At 73.0% G+C, this 16,895-nt stretch carries 19 protein-coding genes; 5 read left to right on the forward strand and 14 right to left on the reverse strand.

Translation table 11 applies throughout. From position 1 onward, the window contains the following. Positions 1 to 20: 20 nt before the first annotated feature. Positions 21 to 848 (forward strand): MurR/RpiR family transcriptional regulator, encoded by an 828-nt coding sequence (locus AC07EG_RS07075; protein WP_478252162.1) that lies wholly within the window; start codon positions 21 to 23, stop codon positions 846 to 848. On the opposite strand, the gene AC07EG_RS07080 is transcribed toward AC07EG_RS07075, so the two are convergent. After that, positions 845 to 1,504, reverse strand: coding sequence for an SGNH/GDSL hydrolase family protein (locus AC07EG_RS07080; RefSeq protein WP_478252102.1), 660 nt, complete (start codon positions 1,502 to 1,504; stop codon positions 845 to 847). The two genes, AC07EG_RS07075 and AC07EG_RS07080, sit on opposite strands and share 4 nt — an antisense overlap. A gap of 57 nt (positions 1,505 to 1,561) precedes the next feature. Here AC07EG_RS07080 and AC07EG_RS07085 point away from each other — a divergent pair, with 57 nt between their 5' ends. Both AC07EG_RS07085 and AC07EG_RS07090 read left to right on the forward strand, forming a co-directional pair. Next, a complete protein-coding gene (locus AC07EG_RS07085; protein WP_478252103.1) occupies positions 1,562 to 2,176 on the forward strand; it encodes a TetR/AcrR family transcriptional regulator in 615 nt (204 codons plus the stop codon). A gap of 45 nt (positions 2,177 to 2,221) precedes the next feature. Further along, positions 2,222 to 2,548: an MmcQ/YjbR family DNA-binding protein gene (locus tag AC07EG_RS07090; protein WP_478252163.1), complete on the forward strand. Its 327-nt coding sequence runs from the start codon at positions 2,222 to 2,224 to the stop codon at positions 2,546 to 2,548. A 75-nt stretch (positions 2,549 to 2,623) separates the two neighbouring features. On the opposite strand, the gene AC07EG_RS07095 is transcribed toward AC07EG_RS07090, so the two are convergent. From AC07EG_RS07095 to AC07EG_RS07120, 6 genes are read right to left on the reverse strand one after another with little or no spacing between them, the layout of a single operon-like run. Further along, complete coding sequence (locus tag AC07EG_RS07095; protein WP_478252104.1) at positions 2,624 to 2,923, reverse strand: hypothetical protein; 300 nt, start codon at positions 2,921 to 2,923, stop codon at positions 2,624 to 2,626. Next, positions 2,910 to 3,143 (reverse strand): hypothetical protein, encoded by a 234-nt coding sequence (locus AC07EG_RS07100; RefSeq protein ID WP_478252105.1) that lies wholly within the window; start codon positions 3,141 to 3,143, stop codon positions 2,910 to 2,912. The genes AC07EG_RS07095 and AC07EG_RS07100 overlap by 14 nt, the downstream gene beginning before the upstream one ends. A 31-nt stretch (positions 3,144 to 3,174) precedes the next feature. Next, on the reverse strand, positions 3,175 to 3,627 hold the full coding sequence (locus AC07EG_RS07105; protein ID WP_478252106.1) for an Lrp/AsnC family transcriptional regulator: 453 nt from the start codon (positions 3,625 to 3,627) through the stop codon (positions 3,175 to 3,177). Next, positions 3,624 to 4,760 carry a M24 family metallopeptidase gene (locus AC07EG_RS07110; protein WP_478252107.1) on the reverse strand — a complete coding sequence of 379 codons (1,137 nt, stop codon included), beginning with the start codon at positions 4,758 to 4,760 and terminating at the stop codon, positions 3,624 to 3,626. The genes AC07EG_RS07105 and AC07EG_RS07110 overlap by 4 nt, the downstream gene beginning before the upstream one ends. 29 nt (positions 4,761 to 4,789) lie before the next feature. Beyond that, the gene (locus AC07EG_RS07115; RefSeq protein ID WP_478252108.1) at positions 4,790 to 5,998 is read right to left on the reverse strand and encodes an MFS transporter; all 1,209 of its coding nucleotides are present in this window, start codon (positions 5,996 to 5,998) and stop codon (positions 4,790 to 4,792) included. Further along, the gene (locus AC07EG_RS07120; protein WP_478252109.1) at positions 5,995 to 6,564 is read right to left on the reverse strand and encodes a helix-turn-helix domain-containing protein; all 570 of its coding nucleotides are present in this window, start codon (positions 6,562 to 6,564) and stop codon (positions 5,995 to 5,997) included. Before AC07EG_RS07120 ends, AC07EG_RS07115 begins: the two co-directional genes overlap by 4 nt. A gap of 103 nt (positions 6,565 to 6,667) precedes the next feature. On the opposite strand from AC07EG_RS07120, the gene AC07EG_RS07125 reads away from it, so the two are divergent. Continuing rightward, positions 6,668 to 7,615 (forward strand): 5'-3' exonuclease, encoded by a 948-nt coding sequence (locus AC07EG_RS07125; protein ID WP_478252110.1) that lies wholly within the window; start codon positions 6,668 to 6,670, stop codon positions 7,613 to 7,615. 94 nt (positions 7,616 to 7,709) lie between these two features. Here the strand turns inward: AC07EG_RS07125 and AC07EG_RS07130 are convergent, their stop codons facing one another. The 5 genes from AC07EG_RS07130 to AC07EG_RS07150 all read right to left on the reverse strand — a co-directional run bounded on the left by AC07EG_RS07130 (position 7,710) and on the right by AC07EG_RS07150 (position 14,294). Continuing rightward, positions 7,710 to 8,921, reverse strand: coding sequence for a GNAT family N-acetyltransferase (locus tag AC07EG_RS07130; protein ID WP_478252111.1), 1,212 nt, complete (start codon positions 8,919 to 8,921; stop codon positions 7,710 to 7,712). 9 nt (positions 8,922 to 8,930) lie between these two features. Next, the gene (locus tag AC07EG_RS07135) at positions 8,931 to 9,311 is read right to left on the reverse strand and encodes a DUF4333 domain-containing protein (RefSeq protein WP_478252112.1); all 381 of its coding nucleotides are present in this window, start codon (positions 9,309 to 9,311) and stop codon (positions 8,931 to 8,933) included. Positions 9,312 to 9,348: 37 nt separating this feature from the next. Continuing rightward, positions 9,349 to 10,557, reverse strand: a complete 1,209-nt coding sequence (locus tag AC07EG_RS07140; protein ID WP_478252113.1) for a GNAT family N-acetyltransferase — start codon at positions 10,555 to 10,557, stop codon at positions 9,349 to 9,351. A gap of 42 nt (positions 10,558 to 10,599) precedes the next feature. After that, positions 10,600 to 11,430 (reverse strand): DUF4333 domain-containing protein, encoded by an 831-nt coding sequence (locus AC07EG_RS07145; RefSeq protein ID WP_478252114.1) that lies wholly within the window; start codon positions 11,428 to 11,430, stop codon positions 10,600 to 10,602. Between the two features lie 101 nt (positions 11,431 to 11,531). Next, positions 11,532 to 14,294 (reverse strand): DEAD/DEAH box helicase, encoded by a 2,763-nt coding sequence (locus tag AC07EG_RS07150; RefSeq protein ID WP_478252115.1) that lies wholly within the window; start codon positions 14,292 to 14,294, stop codon positions 11,532 to 11,534. A gap of 81 nt (positions 14,295 to 14,375) precedes the next feature. Here AC07EG_RS07150 and AC07EG_RS07155 point away from each other — a divergent pair, with 81 nt between their 5' ends. Further along, positions 14,376 to 14,966, forward strand: a complete 591-nt coding sequence (locus AC07EG_RS07155) for a hypothetical protein (protein WP_478252116.1) — start codon at positions 14,376 to 14,378, stop codon at positions 14,964 to 14,966. Here AC07EG_RS07155 and AC07EG_RS07160 read toward each other — a convergent pair. After that, positions 14,954 to 15,835 (reverse strand): diacylglycerol/lipid kinase family protein, encoded by an 882-nt coding sequence (locus AC07EG_RS07160; protein WP_478252117.1) that lies wholly within the window; start codon positions 15,833 to 15,835, stop codon positions 14,954 to 14,956. The genes AC07EG_RS07155 and AC07EG_RS07160 overlap by 13 nt on opposite strands. Beyond that, a complete protein-coding gene (gene tatC, locus AC07EG_RS07165; protein ID WP_478252118.1) occupies positions 15,835 to 16,803 on the reverse strand; it encodes a twin-arginine translocase subunit TatC in 969 nt (322 codons plus the stop codon). Before tatC ends, AC07EG_RS07160 begins: the two co-directional genes overlap by 1 nt. Between the last annotated feature and the right edge of the window lie 92 nt (positions 16,804 to 16,895).

The raw sequence follows: 16,895 nt of genomic DNA on the forward strand, positions 1-16,895 counted from the left end.
AGAGCTGGCTGCGCGGCCGGATGCCGGAACGCGGCCTGCGACCGCGTTCGGCGGCGGTGCTGGAGTTGCTGGTGTCCCAGCCGCGGCGGGCGTCGTTCGGCTCGACCGGCGAACTGGCGCAGCTCGCCGGGGTGAACGTGGCCACGGTGACCAGAACGGCGCAGGCGCTCGGCTTCGCCGGCTGGCCCGCGCTGCAACAGGAATTGCGGGCGCGTTACCTGTCCTCGCTCAGCGCGCCGCAGGTCGCCGAGGAGCACAACGGCGTCGGCTCCCCCGCTTCGGCTTCCCTGCGCCGCGACCTGGACAGCCTCGCCCTGCTCAACCGCCGCTTCGACGAGGACGCGATCCGGGCCACCGCCGAAGCGGTCGCCGAGGCCCGGCGGACGGTGGTGATCGCCGACGGCAGTTACGCCGCGGTCGGCATCGCCTTCGCCCACAACGCCCGCCTCGCCGGTTACGACGTGCAGGCGGTGACCGCCGGCGACGCCGAACTGGCCAACCACACCGCCAAGCTGACCGCCGACGACGTGCTGGTCGCGATCAGCTTCTGGCGCCTGTACGAGAGCACCGTGCTCGCCGCGGAGGAGGCGCGCCGCCGCGGCGCCCGGGTGTTCGCGGTGACCGACGCGGCGAGCCCGGCGCTGGCGGACGCGGCCGAGCGGGTGCTGATGGTGCCCGCGGAGGGCGTCACCTTCTTCCCGTCGCTGACCGCGGGCATGGCGCTGGTCCAAGCCGTCGTCGCGCAACTCGCGGCCGTCGACCCGGTGCGCACCGGCGAGTCGATCGAAGCGGCGGAAGCCATGTGGTCCCGGTTCGACCTGCTGCACCGGCGGCCCAGCGGGGGCTAGTCCCGGCGGAGTCCCGCGAGCGCCCGGATCACCTCGGCGGCCAGCACCGCCTGACCGGCGCCGGCGAAGTGGATGCCGTCGGCGCTGAGCAGGTCCGGCCGGTCGTTGATCGGGTGCGCCCACATGTCGACCACCACCACGTCGTGCTCGGCGGCCACGGAGCGGATCACCTCGTTCAGCGCCAGCACCCGCTCCGGGAAGTCCGGGAACTGCGGCACGGCGAACGCCCGGCCGAGGGTGAAGGTGGTCATCCGCGCGCCGGTCCCCGTGATCAGGGCGCACAGCCGCCGCAGGTTCGCTTCGATGAGCCGGTAGTCCGGGACGGGGTGCCAGAGGTCGTTGGCGCCGCAGGACAGGTGCACCAGATCGGGTTCGAAGGCGAGCAGGCCGTCGACCTGCTTCGCCAGCGTCCGGCTGGTGGTCGCGGCGATGGCACCGGTGTTGCGGTAGGCCAGGTCCGGCTGGACCTCGCGCAGTGCGGCGGCCACGCGGTCCGCCCAGGGCAGCGGGGCGTAACCGGGACTCGGGTCGCCGGTGCCCGCGGCCAGGCTGTCGCCGAGCACGGCGAACCGGCGCCAGGGCGCACCGTCGAGCAGGCGGATCGCCGTTCGCGGGGACAGGCAGTACGGGTCGGTGGCTTCGGTGAGGGTCGTCACCAACTGACCATACGACCGTTCGTATTGTTTTTTCAAGGACTGTGCCAGGATGGACCGGTGACCACCTCCGACGGACGGCTCCTCCGCGGCGCCCGCACCCGGCAGTCGATCACCCGCCACGCGGTGGACGTGGCCTCGGTGGAGGGGCTCAACGGCCTGAGCATCGGGCGGCTCGCCACCGATCTCGGGATGAGCAAGAGCGGGGTGCAGGCGCTGTTCGGCACCAAGGAGAACCTGCAGGTGGCGGCGGTCGACGCGGCCAGGGAGGTGTTCATCGACGCGGTGGTCCGCCCGACCGCGGACGTGTCCCGCGGGGTGGCCCGGCTGCGTGCGCTGGTCGACCGGTGGCTGGCCTACGTGACCGAACCGCTGCTCCCCGGCGGCTGCTTCCGGGCGGCGAACGCCGCCGAATTCGACAGCCGCCCGGGCCCGGTCCGCGACGCGCTCTTCCGCGACCAGCGCGACTGGCAGGCTCTGCTCGCCGCGGAACTGCGGCGCGCGGTCGCGGCCGGTGAGATCGAGGCCCTCGATCCCGAGCTGGCCGCGTTCCAGCTCGACGCCGTGCTGTGCGCGGCGAACACCGCACTGCGCCTCGGCGACGAAAGCATCTTGAGCAAGGTCGCCCGCACCGTCGACGGCCTGCTGCGGGTGCCTAAACTGGACACCCGTTGATCCTGGGGGTGTGACGTGGGTGTACGCGGTGAACAGTTCCAGCGCATGGTGGACGAGCTGGCCGAAGTGCAGCGCGCGAAAGGCAGCGAGTACACGTCGTACAGCGTGCGGGGCAAGCGGTTCGGCTACTACTGGCCGCGTACGCAGACCGTCGGGCTGAAGCAGACGCTCTCCGAGCAGCAGGCCCTGGTCGCCGAACGCCCGGACGTCTTCGAGGTGCAGTTCACCGCCGGCGGTTTCGGCTGGGTCGTGGTCCACCTCTCCGGCATCGACGCCGACGAACTGGCGGAACTGACCTACGAAGCCTGGCGCCTGTCCGCCCCCGAGGAGCTGGCCGCCGCCGCCCCCTGGCCCACCGCCACCGCCGGCTGACCGCCGAACCGGCGTTCGGGCAGCCGAGCCCCCGCGTTCGCGAGCCCGCGCCCGAACGCGGAGTTCAGCCGGCTTTCACAGGTCGAGTGCGGCGCGCAGCGCGATGTCGATGCGTTCCTGCACGTCCAACCCGATTTCGGCGACGCGTTCGTCCAGCCAGGGACGGTAGAGCCGGGTCAGGTTGAGCGTGGAGATCCAGTACCGCCCGTCCACGGCGACGCCGAGAATGTCCTGGGGGTCGCGGTCGAGCAGTTCGGTGCCGAGCAGCCACGGGCGCTCGGAGTCGTTCACGCCGTCCGAGGACAGCAGCAGGACGTTTCGCTGACGAGCCGGTTCGGTCGGGGGGTGGTACGTCCAGACTTCACCCCTCCGCACGCAGGTCCTCCTCCGCACGGGCGCGCTCCAGCTCGTCGGCCAGCGCCAGTGCCTCGGCTTGCTTGGGTTCCCGGTGCGGGGTGTACCCGGTGCGGACGGCCTCCCGGCGGGCGGCCTTGGACAACCAGGACGAAACGGAGATGCCGTGGGCTTTCGCGGCCCGTTCGGCGAACTCGAGCGCCCCGGCGTCCAGCGAGAGTGTGACCTTGCGCGTTGCCATACCTTTTATCGTACCAGCCGCCCGGCCGCGCTCAGAGCGTCGGCGAGCGGCCCTCGAACGGGGTGGACAGCACCACGGTGGTCCGCGTGGACACCTTCGCCGCCTCGCGGATCCGGCGCAGCAGGTCCTCCAGCCCCAGCGGCGAGGCCACCCGCACCAGCAGGATGTACGACTCGTCCCCGGCCACCGAGTAGCACGACTCGATCTCGGTGATGTGCTGCAGCCGCGTCGGGTAGTCGTCCGGCGCGGCCGGGTCGTTCGGGGTGAGCGAGATCAACGCGGTCAGCGGCAGCCCGATCTGCTCGCCGTCCAGCCGCGCCGAGTACCCGCGGATCACCCCGCGCTGCTCCAGCCGCTTGACCCGCTGGTGCACCGCGGACACCGAAAGCCCGACCCGCTCGGCGAGGTCGGTGAAGCTGCACCGGCCGTCGGCGGCCAGTTCCCGCGCGATCGCCTGGTCGAGCGGCTCCAGCGGGGTGGTCAAAGCGAGACCAGCTCGTGCGGCCGGTTGTTCACCGCCTCCACCCCGGTTTCGGTGACCACCACGATGTCCTCGATCCGCGCGCCCCAGCGGCCCGCCTGGTAGATGCCCGGCTCCACGCTGAACGCCATGCCCGGCTCCAGGGTGAGCCCGTTGCCCCGCACGATGTACGGCTCCTCGTGCACGTCGAGGCCGATGCCGTGGCCGGTGCGGTGGATGAAGTACTCGCCGAAACCGGCGTCGGCGATCACGTCGCGGGCGGCCGCGTCGATCGACTCGGCGCTCACGCCGGGGCGCACCGCCTCGACCGCCGCCCGCTGGGCGCGCTCCAGCACCGCGTAGGTTTCGGCGACGTCCGCGTCACGCGGCTCGCCGAGCACGTAGGTGCGGGTGGAGTCGGAGTTGTAGCCGTCGGGCAGGGGACCGCCGATGTCGACGACCACCACGTCCCCGTCCTCGATGACCTTGTCGGAGACGTCGTGGTGCGGGCTGGCACCGTTCTGGCCGGAGCCGACGATGACGAATGCCGCCTCGCTGTGCCCCTCGGCCACGATCGCCGCGGCGATGTCGGCGCCGACCTCGGCCTCGGTGCGGCCGGGCCGGAGCCACTCGGCCACCCTGGCGTGCACCCGGTCGATGGCCGCGCCCGCCTGGCGCAGCGACTCGATCTCGGCGGCGTCCTTGCGCATCCGCAGCTCGCGGATGATCGGCCCGGCCAGCGTCTGCTCGGCCCCGGCGATGGCCTCGCGCAGGCCCAGCACGTGCAGGGCCGGGGCGAAGTCGCTGACCGCCACCCGGCCCGGCTTGCCGAGCAGCCCGGCGACCAGCCGGTAGGCGTCCTCGCCGTCGACCCAGGTGTGCAGTTCGACGCCGAGCGCGTCGGTGGGCACGTCGGCGTAACCGGGGGCCTCCAGCTTCGGCAGCACCAGCGCCGGGGTGCCGTCCGCGGGCACCACCAGCGCGGTGAGCCGCTCGAACGAGCCGCCCGCCTGGCCGAGCAGGTACCGCAGGTCCGATCCGGGCGCGATCACCAGCGCGTCGGTCCCCGCGGCGGCCGCGGCCTGCTTCGCGCGGTCGAGACGGGCGCGGAGGGCGGTGGCGTCGGGGGCTGGTGTGTGCAGGGATCGGCGTGCCATGCCCGGATCTTATCCCGCGCCGTGCCGCCTCAGCCCGCCGACAGGGCCACCCGCGGTGGCGCGTCGAGCTGGCGCCACACCCGGAACAGCAGCGGGCACAAGGTGATCAGCAGGTAGGCCCCGCCGAGCGCGAGCACCGCGGTCCGCAGCCCGGTGGTGTCCAGGAGCACCCCGGCCACCACGCTGCCCAGCGGCATCGCGGCCAGCGCCACCGAGCTGATCGCGCCGAACACCCGGCCCCGCAGCGCCGGCTCGACCCGGTCGAACTTCACCGCCGCGAGCAGCGGGTTGAGCGGGCCGTTCGCCAGCGCGGTCAGCCCGATCGCGGGCACCAGCACCACGGGTGGCGGATCCGCGGCGAGCAGGGCGAACGCGGGTGGGCCGCAGAGCAGGAAGCAGGCGGTGAAGGTCGGCCACCGGCGCCAGCGCGAGCCGAGCCAGCCGAAGAGCAGCGAGCCGAGCACACCACCGGCCCCGCCGGCGGCGATGACCAGGCCCACCAGCGTGCTGTCGTGCCACACCAGCGTGCCGTAGGCGGGCAGCAGCACGCTGAACCACCCGGCGCCGAGCGCGTTGGTCCCGGCGCACATCAGGCACACGGCGAGCAGCAGCCGGTCACGCCGCAGGGCCACCGCGGATTCCCGCAGCTCACGCAGGTAGCCCGGCCCGCGCCGGTGCCCCGGCCGTCCTTCCGGGACACACCAGCCGACCAGCGCGGCCGCGACGGCCAGCGTGGCGGCGTCGAGCAGGAGCACCGGTGGCGGGCCCAGCACCGCGATCAGCAGGCCGCCCACCGGCGCGCCCAGCAGGTCACCGAGCCGCTGCACCGCTTCCTGCGCGCTCGCCGCGCGCCCGATCGGCGCCCCGGTCTCCGGCAGCAGCACCTGCTTCGCCGAACGCGACGGCGCCCGGCCCGCCCCGATCGCCAGCGACAGCACCAGCAGCACCGGCAACGACAAGCCGGTCGTGTGGTGCACCAGCGGGATCGCCGCCACCGCGGTGGCGGTCCACAGATCGGCCAGCACGCTCATCCGGCGCGCGCCGTGCCGGTCGACCAGCGGACCGGCCAGCGCCACCGAGCACAGCAGGCCCAGCGCCTCGGCGGCGGCGACCAGCCCGGTCTGCGCACCGCTGCCGGTGGTGTGCAGCACGAACCACGGCACGGCGACCAGGGTCATCGCCGCGCCCGTCGAGGAGATCGCGGTCGAAGCGACCAGCGCGGCGAGCGGGCACCTCACGGCTGTTCCGGGCGGCGGTCGCGCGGGAACGCCGCCCAGTGCGCGACCACCGGGGTGTCGCCGTCCCGCGGCTCGCGGCGGTAGCGGGCGACCACCGCGTCCACCTCGGCGGACATCGCCAGCACCTCCTGCGGGGTGAGCGAGAGGTGGTAGTCGTTGAACGTCGGCGCGTCACCCCACGACTCGTTCCACTTCTCGGCTTCGCCGAAGAACTGGGTTTCCCGTTCGTACCGGCGTTCGACCGAACTCAGCAGGTAGCTGGTCAGCGGACCGGCGAGCTCGGGGTCGTCGGCGAACCGGGTGGCGTTGAGGCTGTAGCTGTCGTGGACCGCGCGCCACCAGCGCTCGCGCCGGTTGCCGCGCTCGGTGTCCTCCTCGACGAACCCGTGTTCGGCGAGTTGGCGCAGGTGCCAGCTGGTGGTGCCCGAGCTTTCGCCCAGCCGCTTGCCCAGGCCGGACGCGGTGGCGGAGCCGTCCCGGCGCAGCAGTTCCAGCAGGCGCATCCGGAGGGGGTGCGCCAGCGCACGCAGCATCCGGGCGTCCAGTTCGACGGTCTTCCGGGCCATGCGTCCAGGCTAAACCGCAGAGGGTGCTTTGCAAAGAGTTCTCTGCAATCTACCTCGCAATCCGGGAGAAACCCGAAGCCGGTTTCGTGGCAGGCTGTGGCGGGTGACCGCACCTCTGGCCCTGCTGGACTCCGCCAGCCTCTACTTCCGCGCCTTCTACGGCGTTCCCGAGTCGATGACCGCGCCGGACGGCACCCCGGTGAACGCCGTGCGCGGGTTCACCGACACCGTCGCGCGCATCCTCACCGAGCGGAAGCCGTCCCGGCTGGTCGCCTGCCTCGACGCCGACTGGCGGCCGCAGTTCCGGGTGGACCTGCTGCCCACCTACAAGACGCACCGGGTGGCCGACGCGGAGGTCAACGCCGAGGAGGTCCCGGACACGCTCAGCCCGCAGGTGCCGATCATCCTCGACCTGCTGGAGGCCGTCGGCCTGGCCACCGCCGAGGCGGCTGGCTACGAGGCCGACGACGTGATCGGCGCGCTGACCGTGCACGAAAGCCGGTCGCCGGTCGAGGTGATCACCGGTGACCGCGACCTGTTCCAGCTGGTGCGCGACGAACCGACGCCGGCGAAGGTGATCTACGTGGGCCGCGGCTGGATGAAGAAGGAAGTGCTCGACCCGGCGGCGCTGGCGGCGAAGTACAACGTGCCGGTGGAGAACGCGGGCGCGGCCTACGCCGACATGGCCGCGCTGCGCGGCGACCCCTCGGACGGGCTGCCCGGCGTGCCCGGCATCGGCGAGAAGACGGCCGCGAAGCTGATCACCCAGTACGGCTCGCTCGAAGCACTCGTCGAGGCGGGGCGGAACGCGGACAAGGACCTGCCGCTCAAGACCCGCATCCGGCTGGCCGAGGCGGCCGAATACCTCGCCGCCGCCCCGACCGTGGTGCGCGTGGCCGCGGACGCGCCGGTGAAGATGTCCCGCCCGGACCGGGTCCCCGCCGAACCGGCCGATCCCGCGCGGGTCGCGGAGCTGACCGAACGCTGGGGCCTGGGGACTTCGGTGGACCGCCTGCTCAAGGCCCTGCCGGTGGCCGCCAACCAGGAGTAGGCCCGGGCAGGACTCCCGCGGCGATTCCTGCTCGGGCTGATCGGCGGGTTTCGGCACCACGGACGAGTGTTGGGGCTCTCGCTCGAAGCCGTGGTCAGAAGTAGGTACCGCACCACGGCCGGGTGTCGACGCGGAAGAGTTCATCCGCGGCGGCCAGGGCAGCCGGGTCGCCGGCGGTGAGGCGGCCCGCGGCGGCCAGCGTGCTCGCCCGCCACTCCCCCAGGTACAGCATCGCCAGCACCTCGGGGTCCAGGCGCAACTGCGCCGGGGCGTCCGTCCGCGTGGCGCCCTCCGGGGTGATCCGGTACGAGCCGGTGTTCTCCGGCAGCAGCCGATCCTCCAGGCCCACCACCACCGGCGGCGCCTCCCGGTACGCACGGGCCGCCAGCGCCGCGCCCGCGTCCAGCAGGCGCAGCCAGACGTGGTCCTCCAGCCCGCTGACCCGCACCGCCCTGCTGTCGGTGACCAGGGCCCGCAGTGGTTCGTCGACCGGCCGCAGTGGGGCGCGGACCTCGGCGACCAGGTCCACGCCGAGCAGGAAGCGCCACAGCCCGGCCGCGGCACCGGGGTCGGCGGCGTGCAGGTCCCGGACCTCCAGCAGCGCACCGCGCTCGGGATCGGCCGGGGTGCGCTGGTCGGTGGTGCGGAACACGGCGAAACCGTCCTCACCGCCGGGGCCGGTGTGCACGGCGACCCGGTGCCCACCGCGCACCTGCCGGTCGTGGTAGGCGGGCCACCACAGCTCCGGCCGCTCGATCATGCCCGGCCGGTACAGCCCGATCCGCCGGTACAGCTCCGGCACCCGGGTCACCGCCTCGGCCGGGCTCAGCAGGCGCACCCGCCCGGTCACCGGGACCTCCGGCCGCAGCGCCGCCCGCGACCGGTCGATCCACAGGTGCTGCCCGGAGGTGGCGACGCCGTAACCGAAGCGGCCGTAGATGGTGGCTTCACTGGCGTGCAGCGCCGCGAGCAGGTCACCGCGGCGCACGCAGTCGCGCAGTTGCTCGGCCAGCAGCGTGGTGACCACCCCGCGGCGGGTGTGGTCGGCCCGCACGGCCACCCCGTCGACCGCCGCCGCGGGCAGGGTCTTCCCGCCGGGCACGGCGAGCGAGGTGGCGAACGAGCTGACCAGCCCGACCGGGGCCGCGCCGTCGAACGCGGCGAACTTCCGGTCCGCCGGGAACGACCGGCTGACCTGCGCCCAGCCCGGATCGTCGGGCGGGCTCGTGTGCAGCGCCTCCAGCAGCAGGCCGTACACCGCCCGCTGCTCTCCTTCGGTGACCGGGCGCACTTCCAGTTCGTCCATGCCCCGAACCTAGCCGGGCGCACCAACCAAATATTCGCCCTCGTCGGTCCGCACGGTGATCGGCACCGGCCGCTGCTCCGCGCCGATCTGCGCCTGGCAGTCGAAGGTGTGCCCGGTCCGCACCGGCTGCCCCGGCGGGCAGAGCACCGTGCCGAGTTCGGTGACGCCGAAGTTCTCGGTGAGCACCCGGCGCACCCCGTCGGCCACCGCGGCGTGGTCGAACAGCCGCGGTGGCGGGCTCAGCGAGGGGGCCGCGGTGGTGGTGACGGCCGGGGGTGGAACGGGCGCGGTGGCGGACGGCGCGGCAGGCGCCGGTTCCTGGCTCTCGCAACCGGCCAGCGCTCCCGCCAGCACGGCGGCCAGCCCAAGGGCGGCATGGCGGCACCGCACCCCGTACACCCCCCGAACTGCTGCTGAACAGGCAAGGTCAGAAGAAAGTACCGCACCACGGGGCGGTGCGCGTGCCGAAGAGTTCGTCCGCGAGCGCGGGGGCCGCCGGGTCGGCCGCGTCGATCCGGCCCGCCGCGGCGAGCGCGCGAGCGGTCCACGTGCCGAGGTACAGCATCGCCAGTTCCGCCACGCCGATCCGCAGCTGCGCCGGGCGCTCGGTCCGGCTCACCTCGCCGCCGTCGATGGCGTACCGGCCGGAGTTCGACGGCAGCACCGCGTCGGTCACCTCCAGCACCAGCGATCCCGGTCCGTACGCGCGGGCGGCGAGCGCCGCGGGCACGTCGACCAGCCGCAACCACAGCTCGTCGGCCTCACCGGTGGTCGTGCAGGTGCGCGGGTCCTCGAACACCAGCGGCACCGCTTCACCTGGCGGCCGATACGACGCGGAGATCCGGTCGATCAGGTCCACGCCGAGCAGGTAGCGCCACAGCCCGGCGTCCGCCGTGCTGTTCGCCGCGTGCAGCATTTCCAGGTGCAGCACGCTGTCCGCGTCGAAGATGCGGTCGGCGTAGTAGCAGGCGAACCCGTCCGGCCCTTCGGCGCCGTGGTGCACCACCGTGACGTGGGGCTTGTCGCCGCGGCGGAACCCGGCTTCGCAACCCGCCCACCACCAGGGCGACCGGCTGAGGTGGCCGGGGCCGTGCGCGGGCAGCGCCGCGTAGAGGCCCGGCAGCCGCTCGAGCGCCTCGTCCAGGTCGAGCAGCTCGATCTCCCCGCCGAGCGGCACCCCCTGGCGCAGCCGCGCCCGCCGGGTGTCCACCGTGTACGAACGGCCGACGGTGGCGACGCCGTAACCGAAGCGGCCGTAGATCGAGCCTTCGGTGGCGTACAGCCCGGCGATCGGCACGCCCCGGGCCGTGAAGTCCTCGAACTGCGTGCGGATCAGCTCGGTGAGCACCCCGCGGCGCGTGCGGTCCTGGCGGACCGCGACGCCGGTGACAGCGGCGAACGGCACCCGCCCGCCACCGGGCACGGTCAGCTCGGCGTCCATCGAGCGCGCGGTGCCGACCAGCTTCTCGTCGCCCGCGCCGAACACGCCGAGCGTGCGCCCGGGCTGGTAGCACCGCACCCCGGTGCGGGCCCAGTCTTCGTCGCTGCCGGGGGCCAGGTGCAGGGCGGCGCGGAACAGCCGGTTGGCCAACCGCGTGTCGTCCCCGTCGAGGGTGCGCAGGGTGTACTCGCTCATGGTCCGATCTTCGCCGTCACCACCGCGGCCGTGCCACCCGATTTACTTGGGCGTGCCGACTTCGTAGGTGCCGTCCGCCTCGTTGACCACCTTGATCGGCACCGTCTTGGTGGCACCGCCGATGGTGGCCTGGCAGTCGAACCCGGTGCCGTTCTTGACTTCCTGGCTCTCCGGGCAGCTCACCCCTTCGACGCCCTGCACCTGGTAGTTCTCGGTGAGCACCTTCCGCACCGCGTCCTGCATGGCGACGTTGTCGAAGACCTTCTTGTTGAACGGCGCCGGCCAGACCAGCAGGGCCACCGCGACCAGCGCGACCACCACCACCGCGCCGAGGCCGATCCACAGCGCCTTGCCGGACTTCTTGCCCTGCGGCTGGGCCGGCTGCTGCCCGTAACCCGGCTGCTGGAAGTCGTACTGCGCGGTCTGGCCGTACTGCGGCTGCGGCCCGGTCTGCGGATAACCCGGCTGCTGCGCGTACTGCTGCTGGCCGAATTGCTGATTGGGGTCATAACCCGGCTGTTGCTGGCTGTACTGCTGCTGGCTCGAATCCTGGCCCGGCTGTTGCTGGCCGTACTGCTGCTGGCTCGGATCCTGCCCCGGCTGCTGCCCGTACTGCGGTTGGTTCGGGTGGTACCCCGGCTGCTGGCCGAACTGCTGGTTGGGGTCGTAACCCGGTTGCGGCTGGCCGTACTGCTGCTGGTTCGGGTCCTGCGGATAACCACCCGGCTGCTGGCCGTACTGCTGCTGCGGATAACCCGGCTGCGGTGGCTGGGCGGGGAACCCACCCGATGGCGTGCCCTGCGGTGTTCCCCCGCCATGGCCCGGCTGCTGGGCCCACTGCTGGGGGTCGTTGCCGCCGTACGGCGTGCTCATCTTCTCGCCTCCGCGATGTCCGGTGTGCTGCGTCCCCGGCGATCCAACCACAGGCCGGGGTGCAATTCACGTAACGAATGCCCTGTCGATCAGCACCGTTGTCAAGCCCCGCCCGCGGCGACCACGCCGCGGCGGACCGCGCGCACCGCGTCGGCGGCGGCCGCACCGACCGGATCGCCCTTGCCGAGCACGTCCCTGATCTGGTCGAGGAGGTCGATGACCTGCCGCGACCAGCGCACGAAGTCGCCCGCCGAGAGCTCCTGCCCGTTGGCCTCGGCCGAGGTCAGCACCTTCTCCAGCGACTCACCGCGTGCCCACCGGTAGACCGGCCAGGCGAATCCGGCGTCCGGCTCGCGGGTGCGGTCGAGCCGGTGCCTGCGCTCGTCCTCGGCCAGTTCCGCCCACAGGCGGGCGGTTTCCTGCCACGCCTTGGCCACCGCGCCCTGGGGCAGCCGCGGCTCCCCCGCCGAATCCCGGCGCGCCTCGAACACCAGCGTGGAGACCACCGCGGCCAGCTCCGGCGGGTTCAGCCCGGCCCACACGTCGTTGCGGATGCACTCGGCGGCGAGCAGGTCGGACTCGCTGTAGAGCCGTGCGAGCCGCTTGCCGTGCTCGGTCACCGCCGCTTCCGGGTCGTCGCGCAGGTAACCGCGTTCGGAGAGCAGCCGCAGGATGCGGTCGAAGGCCCGCGCCAGCGAATGGGTCGTGGCCGCGACCTTGCGCTCCAGCTGGGTGTTCTCCGCGGCGAGCCGCTGGTAGCGCTCGACCCAGCGCAGGTTCGCCTCGCGCTCGGCCAGCCCGTGGCTCGGGTGCGCGCGCAACGCCCGGCGCAGCGCGGCCAGTTCCCCGTCGTCGTTCGCCGTGGTGCGCCGCTTTCCGCGCCCCGGCGGGGAAATCCCGGCGTTGCGCAGACTGGAGGCGATGTCGCGGCGGGTTTTCGGCGAGCGCAGTTCGACGTGCTTGGGCAGCCGGATCCGGCCGAGCGCCTCCACCGGCGCCGGGAAGTCCGCCACCGACAGCGGGCCGGACCAGCGGTCCTCGGTGACCACCACCGGCCGCGGTTCACGCAGCGGGTCCAGCCCGGGGTCGACCACCACGGCCAGCCCGGCGCGGCGGCCCTGCGGCACCGCGATCACGTCGCCCCGGCGCAGCTTCTCCAGCGACGCCGTGGTCTGCGCGCGGCGGGCCGAGGTGTTCTGCCGGACCAGTGCCTTCTCCCGGTCGGAGATCTTCCTGCGCAGCTCCACATAGGACAGCATTTCGTCGAAGTCACCGGTGATGGCTTCGCGATAACCCTTGAGCGCCTCGGAGTTCTTCTCGATCCGGCGGGCCGTGCCGACCACCGACCGGTCCGCCTGGAACTGCGCGAAGGACTGCTCCAGCAGCGTGCGGGCCTCCGCGGCACCGAGCTGCGCGACCAGGTTGATGGCCATGTTGTAGCCGGGCCGGAACGAGGAGCGCAGCGGGTAGGTGCGGGTCGAGGCCAGCCCGGCGACCTGCTTCGGGTCCACCCCCGGCTGCCACACCACCACGGCGTGGCCCTCGACGTCGATGCCGCGGCGCCCGGCCCGCCCGGTCAGCTGGGTGTACTCGCCGGGCGTGAGGTCGACGTGCGCCTCGCCGTTGTACTTGACCAGCTTCTCCAGCACCACCGTGCGGGCGGGCATGTTGATGCCCAGCGCCAGCGTCTCGGTGGCGAAGACGACCTTGACCAGCCCGCGGACGAACAGCTCCTCGACGGTCTCCTTGAACGCCGGCAGCAGGCCCGCGTGGTGCGCGGCGATGCCCTGCTCCAGCGCTTCGCGCCACTCCCAGAAGCCGAGCACGCCCAGATCGCCCTCGGGCAGGTCACCGGTCCGGGTGGCGATCACCCGGCGGACCTCGGCGGCTTCCTCGGGGGTGTTGAGCCGGAGGCCGGAACGGGCGCACTGGGCCACCGCGGCGTCGCAGCCCGCGCGCGAGAAGATGAACACGATCGCCGGCAGCAGCCCGGCGCCGTCGAGCTGCTCGACCACCTCCACCCGCGACGGCGGCCGGAACCGCGGCCCGCGCGGCGGGGCGCCGCGGCGGCCGCGGGCGTGCCGCAGGGCGTACGGCGTGGAGAACCGGGCGCCGACCTCCTCCACGCGGCGCAGCAGCGTCGGGTTCATCTGCAGTTCGAGGTCGCGGCCGCTGTCCCCGGCGAACAGGTCCAGCAGCCTGCCGCCGACCAGCATGTGCTGCCACAACGGCACCGGGCGGTGCTCGTCGACCACCACCGTGGTGTCCCCGCGCACCGCGACCAGCCACTCGCCGAACTCCTCGGCGTTGCTCACCGTCGCCGACAGCCCGACCACGCGCACGTGCTCGGGCAGGTGCAGGATGACCTCTTCCCAGACCGCGCCGCGGAACCGGTCGGCGAGGTAGTGCACCTCGTCCATCACCACGTAGGCCAGCTCGTTGATGGTGGACGACCCGGCGTAGAGCATGTTGCGCAGCACCTCGGTGGTCATCACCACGATCTGCGCGCTGCCGTTGATCGCGGTGTCCCCGGTGAGCAGGCCGACCGCCTCGTTGCCGTAGCGGGCCACCAGGTCGGCGTACTTCTGGTTCGACAGCGCCTTGATCGGCGTGGTGTAGAAGCACTTGCGGCCCTCGGCCAGCGCCAGGTGCACGGCGAACTCGCCGACCACCGTCTTGCCCGCCCCGGTCGGGGCGCAGACCAGCACCCCGTGCCCCTCCTCCAGCGCCTCGCAGCCGCGGAGCTGGAAATCGTCGAAGACGAAGGCGGATTCGGCCGCGAACCTGGTCAGCTGGGGAAACCGGGAGCGGCGCCTGGCCTGCCCGTAGGCCTCGGCGGGCGAGAGTGCGGAGCTGTCGGACACGATCTCAGCGTTTCACATCCCCCGGCGGGCGCGCATTCGGCAGGCCGGGAACCGCGGGCGCGCCCGCTCCATCTGATCGGCATGACCACTTCGAAGGAGGCCGCCGGGATGGACACCGGGCCGTCACCGCTCGCCTGCCCGCAGTGCCGCGAGGTGGACCAGGTCCAGCACGTGCCGGCGGTGCACCAGGGCGGGCGCGTGTCCTACCGGGGCGTCGGCCCGGCCTCGTCCGGCAACACCGGCTACGCCACCCCGTACCACGGCGTCGCGACCAGCGCGGTGTCCGCCTCGCTGAACCCGGCGCCGCCGGTCCGCGCCGGCGGCGGGTACCTGGCGCTGGGGGTGCTCGGCACCATCTTCAGCGGCGTCGCCCTGCTGGTCGCCCTGTCCCTGACGGTGGCTTCGGAGCACCTCGGCCTGATCAGCCTGTTCTGGACCTGGATCTGGCCCGCGCTCGGCGTGGGCCTGACCGTGCTGGGCTTCCTGCAGTACTCGCACCGCAACCGGGCGAACGCCCGGATGCGGCTGGGTTCGCAGCGGGTGCTGGAGGTGTGGGCGCGTGCCTGGTTCTGCCACCGCTGCGGTGGCGCCTTCTTCCCGGAGAGCGGCCAGCTGATCCCGCTGCCCGCGTTCCGCGCCCACCTGTGGCAGATCGGCGACTACCGGACCTGAGCCCCGGCCAGGCGCAGCGCTCCGGGCACGCAGCGCACCGTCAGCGGCAAGCCGCCCTGCGGCTCACCGTCGGCGTAGGCGGGCCAGTCCGCACCCTCCAGCACGACCTCGGCGGCCCGCAGCGTCTGCACCGCCGGGTGCGCCAGGTGCTGCCCCGCCCGCAGCTTCGGCAGCATCCGCACCAGCTCGGCCCGGCTCGCCCGGCCGACCACGGTGACGTCGAACAGGCCGTCGTCGGGCCGGGCACCGGGGCAGATCGGGATGCCGCCGCCGTAGTAGCCGGTGTTGCCGATGGCCACCATGGTCGCTTCGAGTTCCAGCGTGGCCCGTTCGGTGCGCACCAGCAGCGGTTTCGGCCGGAAGGCCGCCAGTTCGGCGACGATCGCCAGGTCGTAGCGGCGGGGACCGCTCGGCCAGCGCAGCCGGTTCGCCCGCTCGCTGACCAGCGCGTCGAACCCGGCGCACAGCACCGTGCCGAACCACGAGCCGCCCACCCGGCCCAGGTCGATGCGCCGCTCTCCCCCGCCGACCACCGCGTCGGCGGCGGCCAGCGGATCGTCCGGGACGCCGAGGGCGCGGGCGAAGTCGTTGCCGGTGCCCGCTGGGACCAGGCCGAGCCGGACCTCCCGCCCGGCGCAGAACTGCACACCCTGGTGCGCGGCACCGTCTCCGCCGAGCACCACGAGCAGGTCCAGCCCGGCGGCCGCCGAGGAGTGCATCAGCGCCCGCGACTCCTCGACGGTGTTGGCCACCAGCAGGTCGAGCCGGTCCACCGCGGCACGCAGGCGTTCGGCGACCCGGCCCGCGATCCGCGCGGCGGCGCCGTGCCCGGAGGCCGGGTGCACGGCCAGCGCCGCGTGCCCGCCCACTAGGTGATGTCGTCGGTCTTCGACCCGCCGCGCTTCGGGCCGTCGGCGGGCACCGGCTCCGGCTCGTCGATGCTGCTCGGCGTGTAGTCGAACGGCGCGGCCTCGTCGTCGTCGAGCTGGTCCCAGCCCTCGTCCTGGCGCTTCTTGTCCAGCCTGCGGTCGTGGAACCGCGAGATCTGGATGGCCAGCTCGCTGAGCAGGGTCAGCGCCCCGGCCAGCGCCAGCATGGAGAACGGGTCGTTGCCGGGGGTGGCGAAGGCGGCGAAGACGAACAAGCCGAAGATGATGCCGCGGCGCCACTTCTTCAGCTGGGCGTACTTCAGCACCCCCACCTGGTTCAGCATCACCATCAGCAGCGGCAGTTCGAAGCTGACGCCGAAGATGAGCAGCAGCGACAGCAGGAACGAGATGTACTTGTCACCGGCCAGTGCGGTGCCGAACTCCTCCCCACCGAACCCGACGAGCAATTCCAGCGCGCCGGGGATCAGGGCGAACGCCAGCACGGCACCGGCCGCGAACAGGATGCTGGCGAACGCGACGAAGGTCATCGCGTACTTGCGTTCCTTGGAGTACAGGCCCGGCGCGATGAACGCCCACAGCTGGTACAGCCACAGCGGGGCGACCAGCACCATGCCGGCCACGATGCCCACCTTCAACCGGACCATGAAGGCTTCGAACGGCTGGGTCTGCAGCAGCGTGCAGCCCTTGCCGTCGAACTCGATCCGCATCTCGGTGGGCAACGCGCAGTACGGGCCGGTGACGATGTTACCGAGGGACGGGATCGGCCCGAGCGTCACGCCGAACCAGATGAAGCCGAACACACCCCCGGCGACGATGGCCAGCAGCGCGTACCCGAGCCGCCTGCGGAACTCGTAGATGTGCTCGATGAGCGTCATCGTGCCGTCGGGGTTGTGCCGACGGCTCCTCCTGCGCCGCTTGCTCTTGCGGCTGGTGCCCTCGTCCGCCACTGCGGGTCCGTTCTGCTCTCAGGGACTGGGGAGTACGACGAACAGCGCCGCGCGGCACCGGTGCGGCGGCCTCCGCCGGTGCCGCGCGCGGG

It is taken from the genome of Amycolatopsis sp. NPDC045836, assembly GCF_056431745.1.